At 71.0% G+C, this 25821-nt stretch carries 21 protein-coding genes and 2 tRNA genes; 13 read left to right on the top strand and 10 right to left on the bottom strand.

All coding sequences use genetic code 11. The features are described 5' to 3' along the window. Positions 1-49 precede the first annotated feature (49 nt). Positions 50-529 (bottom strand): OsmC family protein, encoded by a 480-nt coding sequence (locus ACFWGN_RS20110; RefSeq protein WP_377619406.1) that lies wholly within the window; start codon positions 527-529, stop codon positions 50-52. A 163-nt stretch (positions 530-692) separates the two neighbouring features. On the opposite strand from ACFWGN_RS20110, the gene ACFWGN_RS20105 reads away from it, so the two are divergent. The 3 genes from ACFWGN_RS20105 to ACFWGN_RS20095 all read left to right on the top strand — a co-directional run bounded on the left by ACFWGN_RS20105 (position 693) and on the right by ACFWGN_RS20095 (position 3697). Continuing rightward, positions 693-1511, top strand: a complete 819-nt coding sequence (locus tag ACFWGN_RS20105; RefSeq protein ID WP_377619405.1) for a thymidylate synthase — start codon at positions 693-695, stop codon at positions 1509-1511. Next, complete coding sequence (locus ACFWGN_RS20100) at positions 1508-2098, top strand: dihydrofolate reductase (protein ID WP_377619403.1); 591 nt, start codon at positions 1508-1510, stop codon at positions 2096-2098. Before ACFWGN_RS20105 ends, ACFWGN_RS20100 begins: the two co-directional genes overlap by 4 nt. Before the next feature lie 114 nt (positions 2099-2212). Then, the gene (locus tag ACFWGN_RS20095; RefSeq protein WP_377619401.1) at positions 2213-3697 is read left to right on the top strand and encodes an ATP-binding protein; all 1485 of its coding nucleotides are present in this window, start codon (positions 2213-2215) and stop codon (positions 3695-3697) included. Here ACFWGN_RS20095 and ACFWGN_RS20090 read toward each other — a convergent pair. Next, positions 3694-5061 carry a sensor histidine kinase gene (locus ACFWGN_RS20090; RefSeq protein WP_377619399.1) on the bottom strand — a complete coding sequence of 456 codons (1368 nt, stop codon included), beginning with the start codon at positions 5059-5061 and terminating at the stop codon, positions 3694-3696. The two genes, ACFWGN_RS20095 and ACFWGN_RS20090, sit on opposite strands and share 4 nt — an antisense overlap. Beyond that, positions 5058-5714, bottom strand: coding sequence for a response regulator transcription factor (locus tag ACFWGN_RS20085; protein ID WP_377619397.1), 657 nt, complete (start codon positions 5712-5714; stop codon positions 5058-5060). Before ACFWGN_RS20085 ends, ACFWGN_RS20090 begins: the two co-directional genes overlap by 4 nt. A 144-nt stretch (positions 5715-5858) precedes the next feature. Between ACFWGN_RS20085 and ACFWGN_RS20080 the strand changes: the two genes are divergently transcribed. From ACFWGN_RS20080 to ACFWGN_RS20060, 5 genes are all read left to right on the top strand, one after another. Beyond that, entirely contained in the window at positions 5859-6473 is a 615-nt protein-coding gene (locus ACFWGN_RS20080; RefSeq protein ID WP_377619395.1) for a hypothetical protein, read from the top strand. Then, positions 6470-7627 (top strand): peptidoglycan-binding protein, encoded by a 1158-nt coding sequence (locus ACFWGN_RS20075; protein ID WP_377619394.1) that lies wholly within the window; start codon positions 6470-6472, stop codon positions 7625-7627. Before ACFWGN_RS20080 ends, ACFWGN_RS20075 begins: the two co-directional genes overlap by 4 nt. Continuing rightward, positions 7624-8496: an ABC transporter ATP-binding protein gene (locus ACFWGN_RS20070; protein WP_377619392.1), complete on the top strand. Its 873-nt coding sequence runs from the start codon at positions 7624-7626 to the stop codon at positions 8494-8496. Before ACFWGN_RS20075 ends, ACFWGN_RS20070 begins: the two co-directional genes overlap by 4 nt. After that, positions 8490-9689 carry an ABC transporter permease gene (locus tag ACFWGN_RS20065; protein ID WP_377619390.1) on the top strand — a complete coding sequence of 400 codons (1200 nt, stop codon included), beginning with the start codon at positions 8490-8492 and terminating at the stop codon, positions 9687-9689. The genes ACFWGN_RS20070 and ACFWGN_RS20065 overlap by 7 nt, the downstream gene beginning before the upstream one ends. 166 nt (positions 9690-9855) lie before the next feature. Beyond that, a tRNA-Arg gene (locus tag ACFWGN_RS20060) sits at positions 9856-9928 on the top strand. Positions 9929-10649: 721 nt separating this feature from the next. Here ACFWGN_RS20060 and ACFWGN_RS20055 read toward each other — a convergent pair. Together ACFWGN_RS20055 and ACFWGN_RS20050 are read right to left on the bottom strand one after the other, a co-directional pair. Then, on the bottom strand, positions 10650-11243 hold the full coding sequence (locus ACFWGN_RS20055; protein ID WP_377619388.1) for a hypothetical protein: 594 nt from the start codon (positions 11241-11243) through the stop codon (positions 10650-10652). A 46-nt stretch (positions 11244-11289) separates the two neighbouring features. Next, entirely contained in the window at positions 11290-12285 is a 996-nt protein-coding gene (locus ACFWGN_RS20050) for a hypothetical protein (protein WP_377619387.1), read from the bottom strand. 722 nt (positions 12286-13007) lie between these two features. Between ACFWGN_RS20050 and ACFWGN_RS20045 the strand changes: the two genes are divergently transcribed. Continuing rightward, the gene (locus ACFWGN_RS20045) at positions 13008-14426 is read left to right on the top strand and encodes an ATP-dependent endonuclease (RefSeq protein ID WP_377619385.1); all 1419 of its coding nucleotides are present in this window, start codon (positions 13008-13010) and stop codon (positions 14424-14426) included. Between the two features lie 73 nt (positions 14427-14499). Here the strand turns inward: ACFWGN_RS20045 and ACFWGN_RS20040 are convergent, their stop codons facing one another. Together ACFWGN_RS20040 and ACFWGN_RS20035 are read right to left on the bottom strand one after the other, a co-directional pair. Next, the gene (locus ACFWGN_RS20040) at positions 14500-15294 is read right to left on the bottom strand and encodes a hypothetical protein (RefSeq protein WP_377619384.1); all 795 of its coding nucleotides are present in this window, start codon (positions 15292-15294) and stop codon (positions 14500-14502) included. 138 nt (positions 15295-15432) lie between these two features. Next, positions 15433-16011 (bottom strand): CHAP domain-containing protein, encoded by a 579-nt coding sequence (locus tag ACFWGN_RS20035; RefSeq protein WP_377619382.1) that lies wholly within the window; start codon positions 16009-16011, stop codon positions 15433-15435. Between the two features lie 477 nt (positions 16012-16488). Between ACFWGN_RS20035 and ACFWGN_RS20030 the strand changes: the two genes are divergently transcribed. Beyond that, positions 16489-16577 (top strand) — tRNA-OTHER (locus ACFWGN_RS20030). Between the two features lie 36 nt (positions 16578-16613). Here the strand turns inward: ACFWGN_RS20030 and ACFWGN_RS20025 are convergent. Next, positions 16614-17798 (bottom strand): alpha/beta hydrolase, encoded by a 1185-nt coding sequence (locus ACFWGN_RS20025; RefSeq protein ID WP_377619380.1) that lies wholly within the window; start codon positions 17796-17798, stop codon positions 16614-16616. An 838-nt stretch (positions 17799-18636) separates the two neighbouring features. On the opposite strand from ACFWGN_RS20025, the gene ACFWGN_RS20020 reads away from it, so the two are divergent. The 3 genes from ACFWGN_RS20020 to ACFWGN_RS20010 all read left to right on the top strand — a co-directional run bounded on the left by ACFWGN_RS20020 (position 18637) and on the right by ACFWGN_RS20010 (position 24227). Beyond that, on the top strand, positions 18637-19281 hold the full coding sequence (locus ACFWGN_RS20020; protein ID WP_377619378.1) for a vitamin K epoxide reductase family protein: 645 nt from the start codon (positions 18637-18639) through the stop codon (positions 19279-19281). 453 nt (positions 19282-19734) lie between these two features. Further along, positions 19735-23883 (top strand): hypothetical protein, encoded by a 4149-nt coding sequence (locus ACFWGN_RS20015; RefSeq protein ID WP_377619377.1) that lies wholly within the window; start codon positions 19735-19737, stop codon positions 23881-23883. Between the two features lie 77 nt (positions 23884-23960). Next, positions 23961-24227, top strand: a complete 267-nt coding sequence (locus ACFWGN_RS20010) for a hypothetical protein (RefSeq protein ID WP_377619376.1) — start codon at positions 23961-23963, stop codon at positions 24225-24227. 194 nt (positions 24228-24421) lie between these two features. On the opposite strand, the gene mscL is transcribed toward ACFWGN_RS20010, so the two are convergent. Continuing rightward, positions 24422-24889: a large conductance mechanosensitive channel protein MscL gene (gene mscL, locus ACFWGN_RS20005; protein WP_377619375.1), complete on the bottom strand. Its 468-nt coding sequence runs from the start codon at positions 24887-24889 to the stop codon at positions 24422-24424. A 228-nt stretch (positions 24890-25117) separates the two neighbouring features. After that, positions 25118-25816, bottom strand: coding sequence for an SAF domain-containing protein (locus tag ACFWGN_RS20000; protein ID WP_377619373.1), 699 nt, complete (start codon positions 25814-25816; stop codon positions 25118-25120). Between the last annotated feature and the right edge of the window lie 5 nt (positions 25817-25821).

Below are 25821 nucleotides of genomic sequence, written 5' to 3'. Positions count from 1 at the left end.
TGTGGCGGCTGCTGCCCCTCGTGCCCCGGACCGCGGTGCCACGTGTCGACTACTCGCCGACCGCACCCACGACCGGGCCGAAGGTGTGCTCCACTGTCGCACCGTTCTTGACGGTACGCCCCACGGTGCACGTGGTCTCGATCGCGCGGTCCGCGACCTTGAGGAGGCGCTCGCGCGCGTCGTCCTCGAGACCCGACAGATCGATCTCGAAGTGCTCCGTGATGGCCGTGTACCGGTCCTCGGCCATGTCCTTGGCGCCGTCGACGCGGATCGTCACCTGGTAGTCGTCACCCAGCCGGCGCGCGAACGGTGCGTCGCTGCTCATGCCCGCGCACGCGGCGAGCGCGATCTTGAGGAGCTCGCCCGGCGTGAAGACGGCCCCTTCGCTCGCCGGGCCGATCGACACGCTCGCGCCACGAGCGGAGAAGCCGGTGTACGTGCGGGTGCCGGTGCGCTCGACCCACAGTGCGTCCGCCGGTGACGGGGACGACGCGGGGATCTCTTCGGCCGTGGCTGCGGTGTTCGTCATGCTGCTGATCTTCCCATCCTCGGGGTCGGCCCGGTCGGGGCGACCGGTTCCCGGACCAACGTCGTCGGGGGACCGCGCATTCCCTGGACGAGTCGCCGGAGTCACAGCCCGGACGAGGCCGAAGGGCGCGCCGTCCCGGGACGGGCTCCCTAGACTTGCCCCCGTGGAGAACACCGGCACGCCCAAGATCCCGACGCCCTACGAGGACCTCCTCCGGCTCGTCCTGGAGACCGGGACGCACAAGTCCGACCGCACGGGGACGGGGACGCGCAGCGTGTTCGGCCACCAGATGCGCTTCGACCTGTCGCAGGGCTTCCCGCTCGTGACGACCAAGCGCGTGCACCTGAAGTCGATCGTCTACGAGCTGCTGTGGTTCCTGCGCGGCGACTCGAACGTCCGCTGGCTCCAGGAGCACGGCGTCAAGATCTGGGACGAGTGGGCCGACGAGGACGGCGAGCTGGGCCCCGTCTACGGCGTCCAGTGGCGCTCGTGGCCCACGCCGGACGGGCAGCACGTCGACCAGATCAGCCAGGTCCTCGAGACGCTGCGCACCAACCCGGACTCGCGTCGCATGATCGTCTCGGCGTGGAATGTGGGAGAGCTCGGGGGCATGGCGCTGCCACCCTGTCACATGATGTTCCAGTTCTACGTGGCCGACGGCAAGCTCTCGTGCCAGCTCTACCAGCGCAGCGCGGACCTGTTCCTGGGCGTCCCGTTCAACATCGCGTCGTACGCGCTGCTCACGCACATGGTTGCGGCGCAGTCCGGCCTGGAGGTCGGCGACTTCGTGTGGACGGGCGGCGACTGCCACATCTACGACAACCACGTCGAGCAGGTGCGCGAGCAGCTGAGCCGCGAGGCCTACCCGGCGCCCACCCTGCGCCTGGCCCCGCGCGACTCCTTGTTCGACTACACGTACGAGGACGTCGAGGTCGTGGGCTACCAGCACCACCCGACGATCAAGGCACCGGTGGCGGTGTGAGCCGTCCGGCCGTCGGACTGGTCTGGGCCCAGGCGCACGATGCCGCGGGCCGCCCGGTGATCGGCGCGGGTGGCGTCATGCCGTGGCACCTGCCAGAGGACCTCGCGCACTTCCGCCGCGTCACCACGGGCCACCCGGTCGTCATGGGGCGCGTCACGTGGGACTCGCTGCCTCCGCGCTTCCGCCCCCTGCCGGGGCGCGTCAACGTGGTCGTGACGCGCCAGGAGGGCTGGGTGCCCGACGACGCCGCTCACCCGGGCGCCACCGCCACCGGCGTCGTGGTCGCCTCGTCGGTCGAGGAGGGGCTCGCGCTCGCGTCGGCTGCTGCCGAGGAGTCGGGCTCGGGGCAGGTCTGGGTCATGGGGGGCGCGCAGGTGTACGCCGCGACCCTGCCGCTCGCGGACCGCTGCGTCGTGACCGAGATCGACCTCGAGGTCGACGGCGACGCGTTCGCGCCGGCGCTCGCGGCAGGTCCGGCGGGTGGCTGGGAGCTCTTGGCCGGCGGCCCGGGCGCACCGGACGACGGCTGGCAGACCTCGGCAGCAGGTGTTCGGTTCCGGATGCTCACGTACGCGCGGCGGCGCTAGCGCACGGTCGAAGGCGCCTGCGCGTGCGCTCGCGCGCACCCTGGTCGATCCTTGTCCTGCACGGGCGGCGCGACGACGGCCGCCCGACGTGACCTGCGACCACGGAGGCCCCGCATGACGACCGAGACCACGCTCGCCGAGTCCTTCGACGGCCGACGCTTCACCTACCGCGTCCCGCGGGTGTCGAGCATCGGCCCGGGAGACTTCGTGACCATCGGCGTCGCGTTCCCCGAGACCGCGGAGCACCCCGGCGAGGCCCTCGTCATGGGGCAGGTCCTGACGCGGGCGACCAAGGCGGGGGACGCCGTCGGGCACGGGCGGATCCTCGGGGAGCTCCGCCCGGACGGCACGGTCGTCACGTCGGGAGGCGACCCGTTCACCTCGCAGGACCTCGCCCCCGCCGGGGCGGGCGTGCTCGAGGCGCTCCAGGCGCGCGAGCGCGCGACCCTGCGGATCGGCGACCTCCACCACAGCCGGGGCAACGTCGACGCGCTGCTCCAGCCGCACCGGTTCAACCGGCACACGTTCCTGTGCGGGCAGTCGGGCTCGGGCAAGACGTACGCGCTCGGCGTCCTCCTCGAACAGCTCCTCATCGACACCGACCTGCCCATGGTCATCCTCGACCCGAACTCGGACTTCGTGCGGATCGGCGAGCTGCTCGAGTCCGCATCGCCCGGGGACGCCGAACGGCTGCGCGAGCTCGACGTGCGCGTCCTGCGCAACGACGGCGAGCACCACCCCGTCACCGCGCGGCTCACCGCGATGGAGGCAGCGAGCCAGGCGGCGGTGCTCCAGCTCGACCCCTTGACCGACCGTGGCGAGTACAACACGTTCCTGCGGATGCTCGAGAGCGCGACCGGCCCCGCTGGGGGTGCGGGCGTCGTCGGTGCACCCGGGCCGACGGCAGGGCCGCCCAGCATCGCGACCGAGGGGATGCTGAACCCGCACTCGATCCCGTCGGCCCTGCGCGCCACGGGCGAGGCCGACGCGCTGCGGCTCGCGCAGCGGGTCGAGAACCTGGGGATCCTCGACTGGGACGTGTGGGCGGGGGTCGGGCAGTCCGTGAGCGAGGTGCTCGACGAGGGCCCGCGCGCGGTCGTGGTCGACCTCGGCAGCCTGCACACGCACGAGGAGCAGCTCGCGGTCTCGCTCGCGCTGCTCGACGACCTGTGGGCCGACCGTGCCACGCGCAAGCCCCGCCTGATCGTGATCGACGAGGCGCACAACGTGGTCTCGGCCGAGCCCACGACCCAGCTCCAGCGGCTCACGACCGAGCGCGTGATCCAGATCGCCGCCGAGGGGCGCAAGTTCGGGCTGTGGCTGCTGCTCTCGACGCAGCGGCCCTCCAAGATCCACCCGAACGTGCTCTCGCAGTGCGACAACGTGATCGTCATGCGCATGAGCTCGCCCGCGGACCTGCTCGAGCTCGAGGCCGTCTTCGGGTTCGCGCCGCCCGAGCTGCTCGCGGCGACCCCTTTCTTCAACCAGGGTGAGGCGCTCATCGCGGGCGGTTTCGTGCCCGCGCCCGCGATCATCCAGATGGGCGCCCGGCGCACGGTCGAGGGAGGTTCCGACGTGCCCGTGCCGATGCCGGGCTAGACGCCCGCGCCCACCTGTGCGGTACCGGTCCGAGCCGGCCCGACCGCCCGGCCCGTCCGCGCGCCCGCAGCACCCGGTAGCCGCGCGACGACCGTCAGCCCGCCGCCCTCGCGCGGTTCGGCCGTGACCTCGCCGTCGTGCGCGGTCGCGACCGAGCGGACGATCGACAGGCCCAGCCCCACACCGCCGCGCACGTACCCGCCGCGCCGGTCAGCGACGGCCCCGTCGCGCCCGAGCCGCCGGAACGGCTCGAACAGCGCCTCGACCTCGTACGACGGGACGACGGGTCCCGTGTTGGACACCGCGACCTCGACGGTTCCGTCGGGGCCTGGGCGCGTCGCGACCGCGACCCGGCCGCCGGGCTCGTTGTAGCGCACGGCGTTGTCGACGAGGTTCTGGACCAGGCGCTCGAGCAGCACGGCGTCGCCGAGCAGGGGCGTCGGCGCCGTGTCGAGGCGCAGGTCGACGCCGGCGTCGCGCGCCGAGACCCCGGTGGTCGCGACGGCCTGCGCGGCGACCTCGGCGAGGTCCACGGTCTCGGTGACGATCGGGGCGCGGTCCGCGGCGGCGAGCGTGAGGAGCCCCTCGATCAGCCGTTCCTGGCGGGCGTTGACCGCGAGCAGCGTCGCGCCGAGGTGGCGCGTGTCCTGGTGCGTCGCCGGGTCGTCGAGCGCGACCTCGAGGACCGTGCGGCTGATGGTCAGGGGGGTGCGCAGCTCGTGCGAGGCGTTGGCGACGAAGCGCCGCTGCCCGTCGAAGGACCGGTCGAGGCGTTCGAGCATCGCGTCGAACGTGTCGGCGAGGTCCTTGAGCTCGTCGTCGGGCCCGGAGTGCGCGATGCGCTCGTGGAGGTTGGTGTCCGCGACGCGGCGGGCCGTGGCCGTGATCCGGTGCAGCGGTGCGAGCACGCGCGAGGACATGACCCAGCCGAAGCCCACCGCGAGGACCCCGATCCCGAGCAGCGCCACGACGGACCACGTGAGGACCGTGCGCAGCGTCTGGTCGCGGGCTTCCTGGTTGTTGAGCTGGACGACGTCGCGCAGGTCGGTGAAGGACCCGGTGCTGGACGTCACGGTCGCGGCGAGGGCCAGGTCCTCGACGGGGCTGAACGGGAGGGCCTCGCCCGTGACCAGCGCGGCCGTCGAGGCCGGGTCCAGGGTCGCGTACAGGCTGGGGTCGGAGGCTTCGACGGCGCCGACCGCGATGCCCACCGAGTCGAGCGGCTGCCGGTCGATCGCCGCGGCGAGCAGGGCGTACAGGACGGCGATGAGCACGGCTCCTGCGACGGCGAACGCCGCGGCGTAGACGGCCGTGAGGCGTGCTCGCAGCGTGGGGCGCAGCACGGGACGGGGGAGGGACCTCATGCGACCCGGTACCCGACGCCCGTGACGGTCTCCACCAGCGAGGCGTCCTCGAGCTTGCGGCGCAGCTGCTTGATCGTGAACCGCACCACGCCCGTGAACGGGTCGATGTTCTCGTCCCACACCTTCTCGAGCAGGTGCTCGGCGGACACGGGGCGCCCGTCGGCGCGCAGCAGCTCCTCGAGCACGCCGAACTCCTTGCGCGACAGGTGCACGAACCGCCCCTCGCGGTAGACCTCGTGCCGGCTGGTGTCGAGGCGCAGGCCCGAGCGTTCGAGCACGGGCGGCGCGGCGGGGCGTGCGCGCCGCCCGAGGGCTCGCACGCGGGCGCTGAGCTCGGCGAACGCGAAGGGCTTGACGAGGTAGTCGTCGGCGCCCAGGTCGAGGCCGTTCACCCGGTCCAGCACACCACCCGACGCCGTGAGCATGAGGATGCGTGCGTCGCCGCCCGAGGCCACGATCGCCCGGCACACGTCGTCGCCGTGGACGCCGGGCAGGTCCCGGTCGAGCACGACGACGTCGTACGCGTTCACGTCGATCCGCGCCAGGGCCTCGTGCCCGTCGAGCGTGACGTCGACCGCCATCGCGAGCCGTCGCAGTCCCGTCGCGACGGCCTCCGCGATCAGCTCCTCGTCCTCCACCACCAGTACTCGCACCTGAGGAGCATGCCGGTGGGCACTGTGAGATCTCTGTGAGGTCGCGGCTCACGGCAGCCTCACGGGCCGCCCGCTGAACTGTTCGAGCACCCCGTCCCCGAGGCCCGTGCGGCCCGGGGACCGACCACGACGTGAGGACGCACCATGACCATCCACCAGACCCCGGCGCCTACCACGGGGCGCAGCAGAGTCCGCTCGCGTCACAGCGCGGCGTCGGTCGCGTTCGTCGTCGCGCTCCTGTCGGTCACGCTCTCGGCATGCGCGCCCGACGACGCCCCGGGCGTCGCGAGCGCGGGTGGCGGCAAGGGCGAGACCAGCCAGGCGAAGGACGGGAAGTCGTACGAGGACATGACCGACGCCGAGCGCGACGACCTGTCCCGCAAGTTCGCGGGCTGCATGCGGGACAACGGTGTGGACATGCCCGACCCGGACTCCGAGGGCGGTGTCGCGATCACCTCGGAGGCCAGCGGCGACATGGAGGAGATGGACAAGGCCTTCGAAGCCTGCAAGGACTTCCTGCCCAACGGCGGTGAGCCGGTGAAGCCGAGCGCCGAGGACCTCGAGTCGCAGCGCGAGTTCGCGAAGTGCATGCGCGAGAACGGGGTGGACATGCCCGACCCGGACCCGAACGGGGGCATGACCGAGGCGCTCCAGGTACCCGAGGACCTCGACGCGTTCGACACGGCGCTCGAGGCGTGCAACGGCGAGGGCGGCGCGAGCCTCTCGGTCGGCGGCGCGGTCACGGAGAGCGGCGAGTGAGCCGCCGGAAGCACGTCGCCCCGGGCGGCGACCCCCTGGACACCGGGAGGACGGCGACGGGCGAGGCCGCCCCGCGACGGAGGCGTCGCCGCGGGGCGATCGTCGGCGGGGTTGCCGGCGCCGTCGTGATCGGCGCCGGGGCCGTCCTGGTCCTGGGCGGGTTCGGCCGGGGTGGCGAACCCGCCCCCCAGGCGTCCGGACCGGGATCGACCGCGACCGTGACCCGGCAGACGCTCGTCGAGCGGAGCACGGTCAAGGGCGCGCTGGGGTACGGCGAGGCCGTCGTCCAGGGACACCAGGGCGCGGGCGGCGACGGCGGGGGAGGAGGCGGGACGGTGACCTGGCTGCCCGGGGTGGGCGACGTCGTCGACCGCGGGGGCGTCCTCTTCAAGGTCGACGAGCACCCCACGGTCCTGCTGCTCGGCAGCCTGCCGATGTATCGCGACCTGGGCGTCGGTGCCGAGGGTGACGACGTGCGCCAGCTCGAGGAGAACCTCGCGGCGCTCGGGTACACGGGCTTCACCGTCGACACCAAGTTCACGGCAGCGACCGCCAAGGCCGTCGAGAAGTGGCAGAAGGACCGCGGGCTCGAGAAGACCGGGGGAGTCGGCCCGGCCGACGTGCTCGTGGTGCCCGGCCCGGTGCGGGTCGACGCGCTCAAGGTGCGCGTCGGGGCGCCGGCTGCGGCGGAGATCCTCACGACGACGGGGGTCGAGCGGGCGATCTCGGTCGACCTCGACCTCGCCGACCGTGGGCTGGCCGTCGAGGGCGGCGCCGTGAGCGTCGCGCTCCCCGGAGGGGGGACGGCCGACGGCGTGGTCTCCGCCGTCGGGAGCCCCAAGATCGTCAAGGACGAGAGCGGGATGCCCGGGGCGTCCGACACCACGGTGATCCCCGTGACCGTGACGCTCGCGGACGGGACCGAGGCCGACGCAGGCTCGGTCAAGGTCACGTTCGTCAAGGCCGAACGGCCCGACGTGCTCACCGTGCCCGTCGCTGCGCTCCTCGCGCTGGCCGAGGGGGGGTACGGCGTCGAGGTCGTCGAGGGCGGCTCGACCCGCATCGTCGCCGTGACCACCGGGCTCTTCGCCGACGGGAACGTCGAGGTCACGGGCGACCTGGCCGAGGGCGACGTCGTCGGGATGCCGTCGTGAGCGCCGCGACCGTCGCGCTCGCGCCGTCCGCGACCGTCCCCGGGGCGGGCGCCTCGGGAGGCGGCGTACCCGTCGTCACGCTGCACCAGGTGTCGCGCGTCTTCCCCGGTGGGGTCGCCGCGCTGCGGGACGTCCACCTCGACGTCGACCGGGGCGAGCTGCTCGCGATCGTCGGGCCCTCGGGCTCGGGCAAGTCGACCATGCTCAACGTGATCGGCACCCTCGACCGGCCCACCTCGGGGCACGTCATGATCGACGGCTTCCTCGTCGAGGACCTCGACGACCGCGAGGTGTCCGCGCTGCGCGCGAGCCGCATCGGGTTCGTGTTCCAGCACTTCCACCTGGCCGTGGGCGTCTCGGCGCTCGACAACGTGGCCGACGGTCTCCTGTACCGGGGGGTCGGGCGGCGCGAGCGGCGTCGTCGGGCCGCGGAAGCGCTTGAGCGGGTGGGGCTGGGTCACCGGCTGACCCACCGGCCGCACGAGCTGTCGGGAGGGGAGAAGCAGCGCGTCGCGATCGCCCGTGCGGTCGTCGGGGATCCGCCGCTCCTGCTCGCCGACGAACCCACCGGAGCGCTCGACACGACCGCCGGGGCCGGTGTCATGGACGTGCTGCGCGCGCTCAACGCCGCCGGGACGACCGTCGTCATCATCACGCACGACCGCGAGCTCGCGGCCTCGCTGCCCCGACAGGTCGCGATGCGGGACGGTGAGATCGTCGCGGACGTCTCGGGACCGGTGGATGCGGGCAGGGGGACGGTCTTCGACGCGTCGGTGGAGGCGGTCCCGGACGGGATGGCCGACGGGGTGGCCGACGGCGTGGCCGGCGGCCACCCGACCGGCGCGTCGACCGAGGGGGAGCCGTGCTGACCGTGCTGCGCCCCGCCCGGCTCGGGCCGCCGGACGTCCTGCGTGTCGGCGCGACCGGGCTCCGGACCCGCCCGCTGCGGGCCGTCCTGTCGGCGCTGGGCATCGCGATCGGTATCGCGGCCATGGTCGCGGTCGTCGGGATCTCGAGCTCGTCGCGCGCCGAGCTCGACCGGACGCTCTCGGCGCTCGGGACCAACCTGCTGCGGGTCGCACCAGGCACCGACCTGTTCGGGGAGGCGGCCAGCCTGCCGCCCGAGTCGGTCGACATGGTGCGGCGGATCGCGCCCGTCGAGACCGCGACGTCGGTCGCGCTGCTCAAGGCCAAGGCATACCGGACGGACCTGATCCCGGCCGGCGAGTCGGGAGGGATCGGTGTGTACGCGACCGACCTCGACCTGCTCGAGTCGATCGGGGGGAGCGTGGCCCAGGGGGAGTGGCTCTCGGAGGCGACCGCGCAGTACCCGGCCGTCGTCCTGGGGCACGCGACCGCCGAGCGGCTCGGGATCTCCGCACCGGACCCGGCGATCAAGGTCTGGATCGGCGGCCAGTGGTTCACGGTCGTCGGGATCCTCGACCCCGTGCCGCTGGCACCCGAGATAGACCTCGGGGCGCTCGTCGGCCGTGAGGCCGCGGCGCAGTACCTCGACTGGGACGAGCTGCCGACGACGATCTACACGCGTACGCGTGAGGACGCGGTCGAGCAGGTCCGCAGCGTGCTCGGGCCCACGGCCAACCCGCAGGCGCCCAACGAGGTCGACGTCTCGCGCCCCTCCGACGCGCTCGCGGCCCAGCAGGCCACGGACGAGGCGTTCACGGGCCTGCTCGTCGGGCTCGGTGCGGTCGCGCTGCTCGTGGGCGGGATCGGGGTCGCCAACACCATGGTGATCTCGGTGCTCGAACGACGGGCGGAGATCGGCCTGCGTCGCTCCCTCGGGGCGACGCGTGGACAGATCCGCGGGCAGTTCCTCGTCGAGTCCCTGGTGTTCTCCCTCATGGGCGGGGCTGCGGGGGTCCTGATCGGCGTCGGCATCACGGCCGGGTACGCCACGTCGCAGGGCTGGCCGGTCGCCGTGCCGCCCCTCGTCGCGGCGGGCGGGCTCGTCGCGACGCTCGCCATCGGGGCCGTCGCCGGCCTCTACCCCGCGGTGCGGGCAGCGCGCATGGCGCCGACCGAGGCGCTCGCGGCCGTGTGACCGCGCAGGTGGGGTGCCGGGCCTCGGGTCCGGCACCCCACCGCGGGTGGGACGGGCTGCCGGGGGATGCCCCTGGCTCGGGGTGGGCGCGGTTGGGACAGTCCGGGGCCGGGACGCTAGGCTGTCGGGCGTCCCACCGGGCCCGATCCTCCGTGTTCGCGCCCACGCGCCTGTAGCTCAGGGGATAGAGCACCGCTCTCCTAAAGCGGGTGTCGCCAGTTCGAATCTGGCCAGGCGCACCTGGTAAAACCGCAGGTCACAGGCACAAAACGTTGACACCCCCGCTCTGAAACCTCCCCCGCGAGGGGAGAAAACTGCAACGCTCTGACCTGCACTTATACAAACTTGTTACTCCTGGACCTCCCCCGGGGAGCCAAGCGCGGCCGTTACGCCCCGGTTAGATCTCTTTTGACCAGGTTTCACGGCGGCCTGCGGCACGCAGGGCGCCGAACCCACGGGGCTAGTCAGAACCGGACTGGAGGACGCCGGGGGATGGTCCGGAACACGTCCTCCACGCGCAGCCACACCATCTGCTCGTTCGCCCAGGTCGGTCCCCGGCACTCGGAGCCACTGCTCGCACCTCCGCTCATGAGTTGCGATCCGTTTCCGTCGCCAACAAATCTCGGCCCACGCCAGGGGCGCTTGCTTGTTGGACAGCGCTTGGGAGGTTCTGGTAGGCGAGCGCCGCCGGTCGTGGCGCGGACTTCCTACGAAGACCAGGGTTGGGGTCGAGTGCTAGGGCGCCAGTTCATCCCACAAGCTCTCGGCCTGGTGTGCCTGTTGGTGATAGGTGGCCTACACGGTCGTGATATGGCGGTTGATGAGCGCTGCCATGCGGAGCCGGTCGATGTCGTCGGGCAGGGTGTTGGGCCCGCGACCACTCGGCCGGGACAAGTTGTTGGCGCGCAGCGTGTGCAGGATCTGGGCGGTGTCGCGTCGTGTCGCTTTGAGGGGTGGGGTCTACAGCAGCCACGGAATGTCAGGGTGAGCCTCGCGGATCTCCAGCAGCGAGCTCAGGTCTACGAGGTCCTTGGGTGCGTAGCGGTTCTTCCAAGCGTGCGCCTTCAAGATGGTGGCGGCCTCCAGGCCGGGGATGCGTGTGGTGTACTCGATGATGTCGCCTGTGGTGAGTGTGACTGTCATCGCGAGCTCCAGTGCTGGCTGGGCCAGCGCGAAGACGAGCTCGGGGAGGGTGTCGACCTGTCCCACACCGGGAACTTCTTGCTGCTGCATGCCGGGCTTTGTGCTGTGGCGGGAGAGCAGCAGGTTCACCTCGATCCGGTGCTCTTGGTCGAGCGGTTTGAAGAAGAGGTTGCCGCCCTGCTGGGTGAAGTCGTCGGCCTTGAGGCGCTTGGCTATCACACGGACGATCTCGATGTCGTTGACGGCCGTGTCGGCATCGACGGTCGCTCGCGCCCGTGCCTCAGGAGTTGGGTATGCCAGGCCGAGGAGGCGGACCATCGTGCCCCCGACGATTCGGTACTCGCCGTCATCGGCCATCGCGTCGGCGACGGCCGTCTGGCCGAGGAAGCTCAGGTCGTCAGCCTTGCTCATGGAGTGGACCTGGATGGGCAGCGGTGTTTTGCCTATCGTGGACGGGTCAATTCCATGGTCGCTCATGTGTCCCCTTCAATGTCAGGGACGCCAGGTGGTCTGCCGCTTCGTTGCTGTCGATCTCGCCACTGGTCTTGAGGTCCCAGTACACGATCGCGGGGTCTGCCAGCGGCAGCGGCGGAGGTTTGCGTGTGGTTGCGCGCAGGTGCGTGAGCCGCCACAGGCTGGGATCTGCCGGGACGCACGTCACGAGCGTCGCCTCCCGCAGCGGGGCTGGCACGAATCCGTCGTTCTCTAGGTCCACGGGCCCGGTCAGATACAAACGTCCACGCGCAGGGAGTTTCCAAGGAGCCAACAGGTCGGCGGCGACGTCACCGCTAACCAAAACTGGCACATCCACCAGGTCTGCGGCCTCTACTGCGGTCGACACTTGGCGCACGACCGGGTCCAGGCTGTACCAGCCCAGCTCGACCCCGCCAGGTCCGGCGTAATCGGTGAACCAGTACTGGAGGAGCTCGGCACGGTTCGTCGCGGCGAATCCCTCACTCGTCTCGGTGACGAGTCCGGACAGGTGTCGCACCGCATTGGAGACGGACTGTTGGGTGGTATTGACGGTGTGCGCGATGACTGGCTGACGTGAAGGCTCGGTCGCCAGCAGCAGGTAACGCTCGACCGCCCACCGTGTCCAGGCGGTGCGGGCAGTGCGAGGGCGGGCCGGTGGCAGCGCGGCTTGGCTGTCGATGAGTGCAAAGTCGTGCCCGGCGTGGATCAGTCGCGGTGGGTGAGCGGTCAGGATATCTAGCCGGCCAGCCAGAGCCTCCTGGACAACACTGTCGGTTGCCGTTTCTGCGACCAGCAAGCGTAGCCGGTCCTCGTCCGGGAGCTTGCGCACCACGTGCGCGCTGAGGTGGGTCAACGGCGGAGTCGGTTCGACGGTGAACTTGCGCCCGCCCGGCTCACGCAGCGACCATCGGGCTCCGCGCCCTCCCTCGTCGATGCTGAAGCCGAACTCGCGCAGGAGTTCACCTACATCGATTCCCACCGGGCCTCCAACAAATCTCAACCCATCTCGTGGGTACTGACTTGTTGGACAGACTATGGTCCAAACTGGTATCTGCGCAATCTGATCGCGACAGGCCGGTGGGCCGACAACGAGCCTCGCTGGGGTGCATCTGTGCCGAGCGTGGGCGTGTTGCACGAGTTGTACCGCGCGCACGCAGTTCTTCCGGGTGTTCCTCGCTGCAGCCGTGGCTCTCGTCAAGCCGATCCTGAGCGCGGGAACGCGCGAGGGGCAGGGGTGCGTATCTTGAAGAACCTCCCCCGGGGAGCCATACCTTGCTGCTACGTCCCGGTTAGACATCTTTTGACCAGGTATCCGGGCGGCCCGCAGCGCACGGGCCGCCGAACCCCACGGGGCTAGTCAGAACCGGGCTGGAGGACGCCGGGGGATCGTGCGGAACACGTCCTCCACGCGCAGCCACACCACAAACTCGGACTGACGCACCCCACGGGTGTGCCCATGACGTGGGTGTCGGTCCACCTGACCGCCCTTGCGGACAGCAACACATCGTGCGCTCCACAGCAAGCCCCCCGAACCACGAACCTGTGGTGCGCCGATCAACGAGACACCACACAGTTCACCCGCGTCGGCGAGCCCCGATCCGCTCCTTCGATGACATCCTCACGGCATGGAAGGTGCGCGCTGACCACCATTCCAAGCAGATCTAACCCTTCGGACCTTCGATCGGTTACATAGGAGGCCAAGTGACGAACCTCGTACGACTGACGATGGGTGGCCTCAGAGGCTTTGCCCAGGAGCAGAGCCTCGAGTTCGCGCAGCCCAACGACGCCCCGGGAAGCGGGCTGACCCTGCTGGTCGGTGCCAACAACTCCGGTAAGTCGACGATCATCGAGAGCCTGCGAGCGTTCAGCCAGCACCCACCCCCATCGTTCTCCCAAGGCCGACGGAACCGTGCCTTCGGCGACCGGGTGACGATACAACTGGAGGGCGAAGACGGGGAGCCCGCCCTGAGGCTGGAATCCGTCCGACCCGGTGGCAGTGAAGTCACGACCGAAGGGACGATCGAGCGCGGCAGCCTCTTCGTCGTGCAGTCACGCCGCAGTTTCGCGCACCTGTTCGGCAGCTACTCGGGCGCACCCGGAGACCGGGGCTCCTATCTCCACGGATACCAGGCCGCAGACCTTCGCCAGCCGACCCTCGACAGTTTCGCGCTGCGATTGTTCACCATCGACCGTGACAAGGGTCGCAGGTCGAAGTTCCAAGAGATGATGTCCAGAGTCATCGACCGGCCCCCGGAGTGGACGATCGACCAGTCGGACAATGGGCAGTACTTCCTCAAGTACCGGTGGCCCAGCCACGGCGGGCTCGACAGCGACCATTCGAGCGAGGGGCTCGGGGACGGCCTGACGAGCCTCCTGTCGATCATCGACGCCCTGTACGACTCAGAGCCATCGACCATGATCGTGATCGACGAGCCCGAGTTGTCTTTGCACCCGGAGTACCAGCGTCGGCTCGCCGCGCTCCTTGTCGACCTGTCAGCAGACAGACAGATCGTCTGTGCAACGCACTCCCCATACTTCATCTCGTGGGAGGCAATCAGTAACGGTGCCCGTGTCGTTCGGATGCGCCGCTCACCAGACGGCTGCCAGGTACGCGCCGCTTCGCGCGACTCGCTCCGGTCGGTTGCTAGATCGGTGCGCGACAGAAACAACCCGCACACTCTGGGTCTTCAGGCGAACGAGGTGTTCTTCCTGCACGACAGGGTGATCCTCGTCGAGGGGCAGGAGGACGTGGTCTTCTTTGACATCGTGATGAAGGAACTAGGCGTCGAGCTGCCTGGTTCGTTCTTCGGCTGGGGTGTTGGCGGGGCCGGGAAGATGGGCGCGTTCGCGAAGCTGCTGCGCGATCTTGGCTATGAGTTCGTCGTCGGTATCTTGGACAACGACAAGACGGAGGAGCGTGACAAGCTTGAGGCGCTCTTCCCCGAGTGCCGCTTCGAGTGCATCCCAGCGGCGGACATCCGAACCAAGGCGGCCCAACCTCATCGTGAAGAGAAGGTCGGGTTGCTAGACGGCGAGAGTCGCATCCGTGACGAGCACATGGCGGCCACCGCGGGCCTGTTCCGTCGGAGCAAGGCATACCTCGAGAACGCGGCAGAATAGTCCCGCTCGCAGCACCGTTCTTTGGTACCGGTCGAAGTTCGTCAGACCATGGTGGCTTGCACTGCAGGGCCGCCTAGCCCCCTGTATTGGTCATCTTGTCGAACAGAGCCCAACCGCCGGGGCTCCAGTGGTAGATGGCCCCTGTGTTCCAAGCAGACATGAGCCACAGGTGCGTGAGCCCGCCAGGCAGGTCGGGTGGGACGGTGGGCAACGGTGGGTTGTTGCGCATGAGGAGGTCGGTGGCGGTGAACGGGCCTGACGAGAACCCGGGGAGGATCACGAACAGGTGCGTCTCGGGCAGGCCAGACTTGGTGAGCTTGTCGATGTTGTGCGCCTGCCCCGGTTCGCGCACCCAGCTGTCGAACCACTCGACAAGCCCGTCACCGGTGTCGGCGACGATTCCGCCGGTGAACTCGCGCCCCCGCTCGACCGTGAGGTAGATACTGCCCGGGAAGCTGGTACCGCTTTGGTGGGTGCCCATGACTCCTAGCCGACGGAGCCTTTCCGTCGCGTCCGTGTCGTGGGGGTCGTTCTCGAGACGGCGCAGCAGCCCTGGTGCTTCCTTCCGCAGGGTCTTGATGCTGCACCCGGGGCGGAGGGTGAGCAGGCAGCCACCGGCCAGTCCGTCCTCGATCCACCGCTCCTGATCGCCGTTTGCGACGTTCCAGGTCTCGATGGCCTTCTGGTCGGCTGCGGCGGTGACCTCGCACGCACCGAACACGACACCACCCCTTATGAGGTTCAGGTCGTGCATCGCGTTCTTGCTGCCGTCGTCGTGCGGCTGGGCGGTGACACCTCCGAGAGCTGCCTCGATGCATGCCTTGGCCCAGACCTCTTCTGGACGCAGTTCTGCCATGAACCGCATCATGCCCCATGTTCTTCGCATGGGTCGCCCAGTCTGAGCCGATTCTGGTCCGCGTTCTGAGATCAGTTCGGCGTGCTTGCACGACTGGGGGAGGAGCAGGTTGTCCAGCCAGCAGGTCCCGAGGACGTACCCGGGGACGGCTCAGAGTCTGCTCCCAGGCTTCATGCCCTGTCGTGTGTTGGTCGTCGCCCCGTCTGTAGACAGGTGGAGCTCTCCGGTGTTGGCCTGGAATGCCACCCGGTAGCCGCTGCCCAGGGTTGTGATCGAAGGGCTGGTCCCTGCGGCCATGCCCTGGTGCGGGTTCCAGGTCGTGGAGCCGTCGGTGACGTGGAGGTCACCGGTGTTGGCCTGGAACGCCACCCAGCGATTCTCGACCGACGACGATCCCAGGTCTTTGAAGTGGATGAACCTGCCGACCTCGCTCTTGTTCGCGACCCGGAGCTTCGACGGGCCGGACCAGTTGGACTCGGACAGCCACACCTGGTCACCCTCGACATAGTCGACATACGCGACATGCCCTGCGCTGCTCACCCCCTTCTCATACTGGTTCCACTGGGCGATGGCACCGGGTGCAGGGGTGGAGTCGACCGTGAACCCCTTGCCTTTCGCCAGGGCGTTGGTGTCCCAGCCACCAGCGTTACCAAGGTTCCCCGGGTTGGGCACACCGTTGGATGCTAGCCGGTAGGCCGCGTAGTTGGTGCAGTTGCTGCCGTTGTTCACCGGGTACCCCCACGTGGAGGTCCCGTCGTACCCGGAGAACGCCAAGCACCCCCACCCGCTGAGAGAGCACGCCCAGGAGGCGGCGGACGGTGCCGCTGTGGCTGGTGAGGCAAGGACCGGGGACAGCAGCAGTGCAACCGCAGTGAGCAGGGACAGGGACAGGGTGCGGCGCGGCGGGGGCTGCCTTGTTCTTGGCCATGCTCTACTCGTCGGCAGGCGAGGTCCCGATCCTTAGCGCGCCTTGTCCCCGGCAGAGGTGACTCCTAGACGCCCGCTCCACGACAGCGGGTGTCTCGCGGGGGTGCTGGATGTCGTTTGCGGACACATGCCGAACATGCTGTTCCGTGATGGTTCGCCGTTTACGGGTGCTTGATACTGTTCAGGACTTTCGCCCTGCGCAAAAACCGGTCAGACCATGCCGAACTGGGGCAACCTGAAGGGTTTCTGGACCTCCCCCAGACCTCCCCCGCCGCTATAGCGGACCTGGGTTGACCTGCGAAGACGCCCGCTCTATGCCGGCCCTCCTAAAGCGGGTGTCGCCAGTTCGAATCTGGCCAGGCGCACCACCGTTCCCGAGGCGCCATGCTCCGGTCCGCGCGGGTCTACCGCTCGTCGTGCCGCTCGACCGACGCCCTCGTCGCTTCCGGCGCCGGGCCCCGCGCCACCACCCGCCCGGCGAACTCCTCGACCGCGGCGACGACCGCGTCGAACCTGATCGAGTGGAACAGGTCGAACCCGTGCTGTGCCCCGGGCAGCTCGGCGTACACGACCGGCGACGACGAGACCTCCCGCAGGTGCCGCACGAACCGGCGCGCTCCCTCGACCGGCACCAGGGTGTCCTGGTCGCCGTGCACGACGAGGAACGGGGGAGCGTCGGGCCGCACGTAGTCGTCCGGCGACGAGTCGACGGCCAGGTCGCGGCCGCTGCCGTAGTACTCGCCGAAGTAGCCGTAGAGGCAGACCGCCCCGACCACGGACGTGTCGGTGCGCTCGAACCCGGGCTGGAACCGCGCGTCTCCCGGGGTGAGTGCCGCGAGCGCCGCGAGGTGTGCGCCGGCCGAGCTGCCCGCGACGACGACACGAGCGGTGTCGGCCCCGTGCTCGGCGCCGTGCTCCCGGACCCAGGCCAGCACCTGCTTGGCGTCGACCAGGTGGCCGGGGAAGTTCGTCGTCGGGCGCAGTCCGTAGTTCGCGCTCACGCACACCCAGCCGTGGCTCGCGAGGCGCGAGAGCATCGCGCGGGCCTCGAGCTCCTTGCGCCCGCTCACGTACCCGCCGCCGTGGAAGTACACGAGGGTCGGCCCGTCGGGCGGGCGGGACCGGGGGCCGTACACGTCGAGCCGGTGCTGCGCGCCGTCGCCGTACGGCAGGTCGCGCAAGCGCTCGACGTCGCGTCGCCGCACCGCGAACGGGGCCAGCAGGATCCGGCGCCAGGGCAGCCCGCGCGTCGTGACGGCTCCCGGCGCGGTCGCGAGGCCCGCGACGAGCGTGCGGTCGAGCGCGGGCACAGCGCGCAGGCCACGTCGTGCGACCACGACGAGTCCGGCCGCGGTCAGGACGGCCAGCGCGAGCCCGACCCGGCCGGCGGGCGTCGCGCCGTCGCCGTCGACGACCGCGATCACCGACAGGGCCGTCAGCGCGGCCAGCATCACGAAGGGTTGCTCGTTGACCAGGACGCTCAACCGGAAGCTCAGGCGTCCGAGCCCGGCCGGGTGCCGGGCGGGCACGAGCGAGGTCGTCGTGCAGCACGCGAGCAGCAGTACCGGGACGAGGTACCCGATCGCCATGGCTCGCTCCTTCGCCGCCCGCCCGTGGACGCGTCGTCGTCCGCGTCTTCCGGTCTACACCGGTGGGCTTGGCTGCGCGCGGCGTGCGGGGGACGGTGCGCGTCGCCGGGGCGCCGAAAACCCGCAGGCTGCGCGGAAGGAATGCCGAGGCGTGGCAGGCTGGTCGCGCGTGCGCCGGGCAGTCCGGAGGGACCTTCGAGAATGGTGCAGCCGAGCACGGTGCGCGGTGATCGACGGATAGATGGTTGAACGGTGAACCACATTCCTCGGTCGGCTCTCCTGGCGGAGCCGACGCCGTGCGAGTGGTCGTGCTTCCCCTGGCTCGCACGTGTCGCTGTTCCACCGGTATTCCGGTCGAAGGGGCCGGCGCCTCGGAGCACATCCCGTGGTCGGGCGCCCTCCGTCTCTATCACCGTCCCGGCCCAGGTCCCTCTGGCCTCGGCAGACGCGCCCGCGCAGGACGTGGGTCCACGCGTTCGGACGTCCGTCGAGGAGTGGGCCGCGTGGACGGATTCCCGACGGCGGAGATCCGGCACGTATTCTCGGCGGTCCGTCTCCTCACCATTGTCACGGGAGTGGCGAGCCGTCCGCCCATGACTGTACGACGCGTCGTCTCGAGGAATTCATGAAAGACCGTCGGATCCTCTTCTCGGTACCGTTCGACGGGATTGTCGTCGCGCGCCGCAGGTTATTGTGCCGAGTATTCGAGGGAGGGACGTCCATCTGCTGATCGCGCGCTGTCCGCGAGACGCCGCACCCGCACGTGCAGCGGGCGCCGCGCACCTAGGCTGGAGGCGCCTCGGGGATGGCCGGGGCCACTGCCGGAAGGGCCGCACGCATGAGCGACGTTCTGCACGACGACCAGATCCTCGACCCGCTGACCGTGAAGGGCTTCCGGCACAGCCGGCAGTGGGTGTTCGGCACCATGCTGTTCTCGGCGCTCGTCAGCCTGACCGCCTCGTTCGTCCTGTCCTACGACGCGGTGCTCCTCGCGGCGAACCCGACGGCCGAGCTCTCGTGCAACGTCAACGAGGTCCTGTCCTGCGGTGCCGTGGGGGTCGCGTGGCAGTCGTCGTTGTTCGGCTTCCCCAACGCGTTCCTCGGGCTGATCGCCGAACCCGTGGTCATCACGATCGCGGTCGCGAGCCTCGGCGGGGTGCGGTTCCCGCGCTGGTTCATGTTCTCGGCACAGGTCGTCTACACGCTGGGCCTGATCTTCGCGTACTGGCTCTTCTACCAGTCCATGTTCGTGATCGGCGCGCTGTGCCCCTGGTGCCTGCTGGTCACGCTCTCGACGACGCTCGTCTTCATGACGCTGCTGCACTGGAACATCCTGGAGAACAACCTCTACCTCCCGGCCCGGGCCCAGGAACGCGCCCTGTCGTTCGTGCGCTCGGACGCGGACGTCTTCCTCACGGCGGCCTGGATCGTCCTGATGATCGCCGGGGTCCTGCTCAAGCACGGGTCCAAGCTCTTCGGCTGAGGCCCGCGCAGGGCGGGGAGCGACCTCCTGCCCGACGGCGCCACCCACCCTCGCGGCCACGCCCCACCCGGGGCGTGGCCGCCTGTGCGTCGGCACGCGATGTGGCACCGAATGCCACGTTGACGGCCGTCCAGGAAGAATCCGCCACGACGAACTGGACGGTCGTCCACTTTCACCCGGTGTCCCTCCCGCACAGGTTTGACGAACGGTAGAAGACCTTGCAGAATCATCTCTGACGGTGCGTATCGCCTGCCCCCTGCGCGGTGCGCACCGTCCTCACACTTTCTCGGCCCGTTCTCGGTGCGCAATGACGCTCACAGCGAGTTCACAGGAGCCGGACTTCTTCCCGATCAATGGCCCTGGTGGCCCGTCTCGTCGCCCCGAGCAACCCGAAACTGCCGCTCACGGCGTGCCGGTGCCGGTTCCGTCACCCGTGACGGTTAGCGTTCCAGAGTGAACGCAGCCGCCCGCACCTCATCTGCCCACGAGTCCGTGGCCGATCCCGCTCGGCCGCTCACCGACCAGACAGCGCCCGACGGCGCATCAGCCGGTGTCTCGCCGAACGGAACCGACGGCACGCCCGTCGTGTCGCCACCTGTGCTCGTCGAGCCCCCCACGACCGCCGAGCTCGTCGAGGACGCGGTCCGGTCCTGGCGAGCCTCGCTCGTCGAGCTCGCGGGTGGTTCCTCGCTCGCAGACATCGGGCTCCTGGGTGACGCAGTCATCGACCTCACCGCCGCCCACCCGTCAGGGGTCGCACAGCTCTTCGCCGGTCGTCCGACCCGGTTGTCCAACCTCTTCCGTGAGGGCGCGTCGCTGCCCGCTGCGCGCCGCAGGGCTCGCGCCGTGGTCGTCCGGTCGCAGGAGCACGCCCAGCGCTACGGCGTCGCCCCGACCTACCTCGCGATCGGCGTCACGACCTGGACCGAGGAAGAGCCCTCCCGGCTCCCCACCGACGACGTCGCGGCGCTCGCACACGTCGCCGGCTCGACGCACGGCCGGACCATCGACGGTGCGACCGGCCTGCCGGCCGACCCCGCGGACCCGGCCCACGACCCGTCGGCGACCGACCCGGCCCAGACCGCCCAGGGCGACCACGACGCCACCGCGAGCACGACGCGCGGGGCGAGCGGCGCCGTCGGGCCCGACGGCGGCACCGCGAGCCCGGCCGGCGAGGCCCCCGCGCCCGACCCGAGCCTCCCGCGCACCGTGCGCGCCCCGGTCCTGCTGCGACCGCTCACGCTCACCCCGCGCGGCGACAGCGAGACCGACTACGACCTCACGCTCGAACCGACCGTCGAGATCAATCCCCTGCTCGCTCGCACGCTGCGCGCCCACGGCGGGCTGATCGACCCCGTGACGCTCGCTCGCAGCGCGTTCACGCCCGCAGGCTTCGACCCCTCGGACGCGCTCGCGCGGATCACGGCCGTGGGCCGGGCGGTGCTCGGCGACTTCGAGATGACCCAGCGCGTGCTCGTCGGGACCTTCGTCCACCCCGGCCAGGTGCTCGTCGACGACCTCGACGAGCTGGCCTCCGGGCTCGAGCGGCACGAGGTCGTCGCGGCGCTCGCCGGCTCCGACGAGGCCGTGACCGCGCTCGAGCGCGAGCTCCCGACCCCGCGCGTGGGGGACGCGGACCCCACCCAGGAGCGCGGCGTGGGCGACCTCGACCCCGCCCAGCGCCACGTGATCGACACCCTCGCGACCGGCAGCCACCTGTTCGTCGACGCTCCTGCAGGGTCCGACGTCGCGGGCACGCTCGCGGCCGTCGTGGCCGAGGCGGCAGCCAGCGGGCGGAGCATCCTGTACGTCCCCGGGCACCGCCGGGCGGCCGACTCGCTGACCCACCGGCTCGAGACGCTCGGCCTGGACGGTCTGATCCTCGACATCGAGCCCGAGCCGACGTGGCGGGCCACGGCCTCGCACCGCCTCCTCTCGGCCATGGCCGCGGAGGCCGAGGTCGTGGACACCGACGCGGTCGCCCGCGTGCGCGACGGGCTGCTGGGAGCACGCGCCCAGCTCTCGGGCTACGTCGAGTCGTTGCACCTGGTGCGCGAGCCCTGGGGGGTGTCCGCGTACGCGGCCCTGCAGGCGCTCGCTCGCCTCACCGCGCAGCGCCCTGCGCCCGCGACGACCGTCCGCCTCGGACCCGAGGTCACGCTCCGCATCGGTGCCGAGCGCCGTGGCGAGCTCGCGGGGCGCCTCGAGGGCGCGGCCGACGTCGGCGCGTTCACGCTCCGTTCGACGTCCACCCCCTGGTTCGGCGCGGACATCACGAGCACCGAGGGCGCCCAGGACGCGCTGGTCCGGGTCGAGCGGCTCACGGGCCGGACCCTGCCCGAGCTCCGCGAGCAGGTCGAGTCGGTCGCCCGGACCACGGGCCTGACACCCGCCACGTCGGTCCGCCAGTGGGGCGAGCAGCTCACGATGCTCGGCGGGATGCGCGGCACCCTCGACGCTTTCCAGCCCCTGATCTTCGAACGCACCGCGACCGACCTCGTCGAGGCCACCGGCACGCGCCAGTGGCGTGCGGACAACGGGATCGACATGGGGTGGGCCCACCGGCGGCGGCTGCGCAAGCAGGCCAAGGACATGCTCCGACCCGGGGTCCGGGTCGCCGACCTCCACGCGGCCCTCGTCGAGGTCCAGGCACAACGTGCGGTCTGGCAGGCGCAGTGCCCCCGCGGTGGCTGGCCCACCCTCCCGGAGGGACTTGCTGCGATCGAGGACACGTTCGAGGCGGTGCGTCTCGACCTCGAGTATCTCGACCCCGTCCTGTCCACGACTCCCGTCGGCTCGGACCTGATGGACCTCCCGCTCCCCGAGCTCGCGGCACGTCTCGCGAGCCTGAGCGAGGAGAAGGACGCGCTCGGGCACCTGCCGGCGCGCACGGCGGCACTCCGGTCGCTGCGTGACGAGGGGCTCGGCGATCTCCTCGACGACCTCTCGGCCCGCCGGGTCGAGAAGGAGCTCGTCGGTCCTGAGCTGGACCTCGCGTGGTGGAGTTCGGTGTTCGAGCAGATCCTCGCGCAGGACCCTGCGCTGGCCGGGCAGGACGGTGCGGGCCTCGAGGCTCTCGCCGGCCGGTTCCGCGAGCTCGACCGGACCCACATCACGGCGCTCTCGGCCCCTGTGCGGGTCGCGGTGCGGGAGCACCTCGGCGGTGCGATGCGTGATCACCGGTCCGAGGCAGAGGCCTTGTTCACCGAGCTCCTCGAGGGGCGGCTCACGAGCCTGCGCGACGCGCACGAGCTCTACCCCGAGGTCCTGCGCCGGTTGCGCCCCTGCGTGGTGGCGTCGCCCACGCTCGTGCCGCACCTGTTCACCCCGGCGCGCACGGTCGACCTCGTGATCCTCGACGCCGTGCAGCACCTGCCTGTCGAGCTCGTGCTGTCGGCGCTCGCCCGTGGCCGTCAGGTCGTCGTCGTCGGGGACCCGCGTGCGGCGTCCGGGTCGACGGTCAAGGAGCTCGCCGCGGTCCTGCCCACGGTCGCGCTGTCGGCAGGGGGCGCGCGACGCGACCCGTACCTCACGGCCTTCCTGGTCGCGCACGGGTACGCGGGCGTGCTCCGCCCGAGCCCCCTGCCGCGGGCCGAACCGCTGGTCCACCTCGACCTGGTCGACGGTGCCGGGATGCCGGACCCGACGTCGGGCGCGGTCGAGAGCACGCAGGCCGAGGTCGACCGGGTCGTGGAGATCGCGATCGAGCACGCCATGACGCGCCCCGAGGAGTCGCTCGCGATCGTCACGGTGAGCGCGGTGCACGCCGACCGGATCCGGGACGCGCTGCTCGCCGAGGTCCGGCAGAACCCGGCCCTCGCCGCGTTCTTCTCGGGTGCGCGGGCCGAGCCGGTCGTGGTGGCCGAGGTCTCGGGGGTCGCGGGGCTCGCGCGCGACGCGATCGTCCTGTCGGTCGGCTACGGCCGCACCCCGCACGGGCGGGTCCTGCACCGGTTCGGTGTGCTGAACGCGGCGGGCGGGGACGCGATGCTCCTCGACACGCTGGGGTCGGCGCGTCGTCGTCTGCACGTGGTCACGTGCTTCACCGCGGCCGACCTCGATCCCGAGAGGCTGCGTGGGCACGGTGCGAAGCTCCTCGCCGAGGTCCTCGACCTGGCCGAGCAGCGCAACGGTCGCGCGGACCAGGTCACCCTGGGCAACGGTGTGGACGTCGGGGGGAACCCGGACCGCCTCGTGATCGACCTGGCCGAGCGCCTGTGGCGTGCGGGCCTCGTGGTCGAGACCGACTACGGCGTGGCCGGCGGCGACCGGATCCCGCTGGTCGTGGGGCACCCTGACATCCCGGGCGAGCTTCTCGTGGCCGTCCTGACCGACGACGACGCGTACGTCGCCGAGCGCAGCGTCCGTGTCCGCGACCGGCAGATCGCAGAGCGGCTCGAGACCGCGGGATGGGTCGTGGCGCAGGTGTGGTCCGCTGCGGCGTTCCTCGACCCGGCCAAGGAGGCCGAGCGCATCCGCCGCGTCGTCCAGGCGGTGCGCGACGCGCGGCTGCCCGAGCGGGGCGGGATCGCGCAGACGGGTGGCGGCGACCGGATCGTGGTGGTGCCCGTGGTCGCGGACGACGAGTTCGGCACGGACTGAGAGTCTCGTTCCCGGCCGTCCGGCCGCAGCGGCCCGCTGCCTGGAGGCAGGGGGTGCGGCGCTGAGAGAATGAGTGCGTGCTCCCCGACGATCCAGTCTCCCGTCCTGATGCCTCGGTCCCTGCGAAGGGCGCAGCGGACGACGTTCCTGCGGTGGGCGCCACGAGCGGGAAGCCGCCGCGGCGCCGTTCGCGCCGGGTCGTGCGGCGGGGCACCGAGCAGGCGGGGGTCGCGGGCCTGGGGTCCGACGACGACGCCGTGACCTGGGGTGACGCCCGCCCGGGGGCTGCCGAGAGCAGCCACGACGCCGAGCTGCTGCGGGACGTCCCACCGCACTGGTCCTGAGTCGCCCGCTGCTCGCGGGCTGCCCGGTCGGGCCGGCGCTCTTGCGTGCCGCGCCGGTAGGTCGGTGTTGCCAGGGGGCGGTGTTGTTTCTGCGTAGCCGCCACGATTGTGGCGGCTACGCAGAACCAACACCTTCCTCTACCCGCAGGTGAGGTGGGCGGCACGCGGCCGCCCCGAGGGCGCGAGCACGAACCTCAGCGGATGCTGGGCCCGTCGACCGGACCGGAACCCGGGCCGGCTCCGCGTGCGTTCTGCGCCGCGAGCAGGTCGCGGATCTCCTGGAGGACCAGGACGTCCTCGGCCGGTGCCTCGGGTTCGGCCTGCTCACCCGTCTTGCGCATGGACGCGAGCTTGTTCATGGGCAGGACGATCACGAAGTAGAGCGCCGCGGCGACGATCAGGAACTGCAGCAGCGCGTTCAGGATGCCCCCGACCGAGAGCACCGATGGGTCGACGCCGTCGTGAGCGCCTCGCAGGGTGATGTCCCAGAGCTCGGAGATGTCGGGCTTGCCGAAGATCGCTCCGATGATCGGGTTGATGAGGAAGTCGACGATCGCCGTGACGACCTGCGAGAAGGCGGCTCCGATGACGACACCGACCGCCAGGTCGATCGCGTTGCCGCGGAGCACGAACTCCTTGAAGCCGTTGAACACGTTCTTCATGCCGGGGTCCTTTCGAGAGGGGGGCGCAGACCCGGTCTGCGCGCCGAGCTCTCGGCGGCGTCCGGTCGGCGGATTTGTACCGTCGCGATCCTTCCATGCTCAGGCGGTCGCGCATCTGGGCGTCTCGGCCCACCCTCTGTCCAGGCGCTGCCGTCGACGGTGCACGACGACTGCAGCCGCCGCCGGGCGTCACCACCGCCGCAGACCGGCGGCCCCGGCAGGGTGTCACTACTGCACCAGGACGGCCGAGAGCCCGCCCCACTGGCCGAGTCCCGCGAGCGACGCAGCCTCGTCGGGCAGCACGGCAACGAGCGTCACGCCGTCCTCGGCCGGGTCGCCGCCGAGCAGCCCGCCCGCGGCCTCCGTGGTGGGAGCCCCCGCCAGCACGAGCGCGCGGCGCGCGACGTACGTGCCGGGCGCCCCGTCCGAGGGATCGTCGGCACCGGACCCCGCGACGAGGAGGTCCACCCGGTCTCCGGGGCCCAGCAGGGCCGACACCGCCGGGTCCGCCAGCCGGACGGGTGCGACGACCGTCCCGGTGGGAGCCGAGGCTGCGAGGTTGCCCGCGGCCACGAGCGACGGGGTGACGGGCTGTGCGCGCACGAGTGCGACGGACGTCGTGCGCCCGACGGCGTCGCTCACCCTGGTCAGGGAGACCTGCGGTGCGAGCGACGACACGACGTCCTCGACCCGGAGGTCTCGTGCGGTCAGCACGACCCCGGCCCCCACGTCCCGTGCGGCGACCACCACGGGGCTGGTCTCGGGGGGTGGCGGGCTCACCCTGCCCACGACGACCGCGGCCGCGAGGCCGCACCCCACGGCGACCACGACGGGACGCGACCTCCAGGCGAGGGCGTGCAGGCGCCGTCGGGCAGCTGAGGACCGCGGACGGACCGAGCGCCGGGAGCGCTCCGAGGCAGGAGACATGGCGC

Origin of the sequence: Oerskovia sp. NPDC060338 (assembly GCF_042726295.1) — a bacterium.
Classification (GTDB): Bacteria; Actinomycetota; Actinomycetes; order Actinomycetales; family Cellulomonadaceae; genus Oerskovia; species Oerskovia merdavium.
The sequence above is the reverse complement of the archived record's forward strand: the minus strand, read 5'-3'. Positions and strand labels throughout refer to the sequence as shown.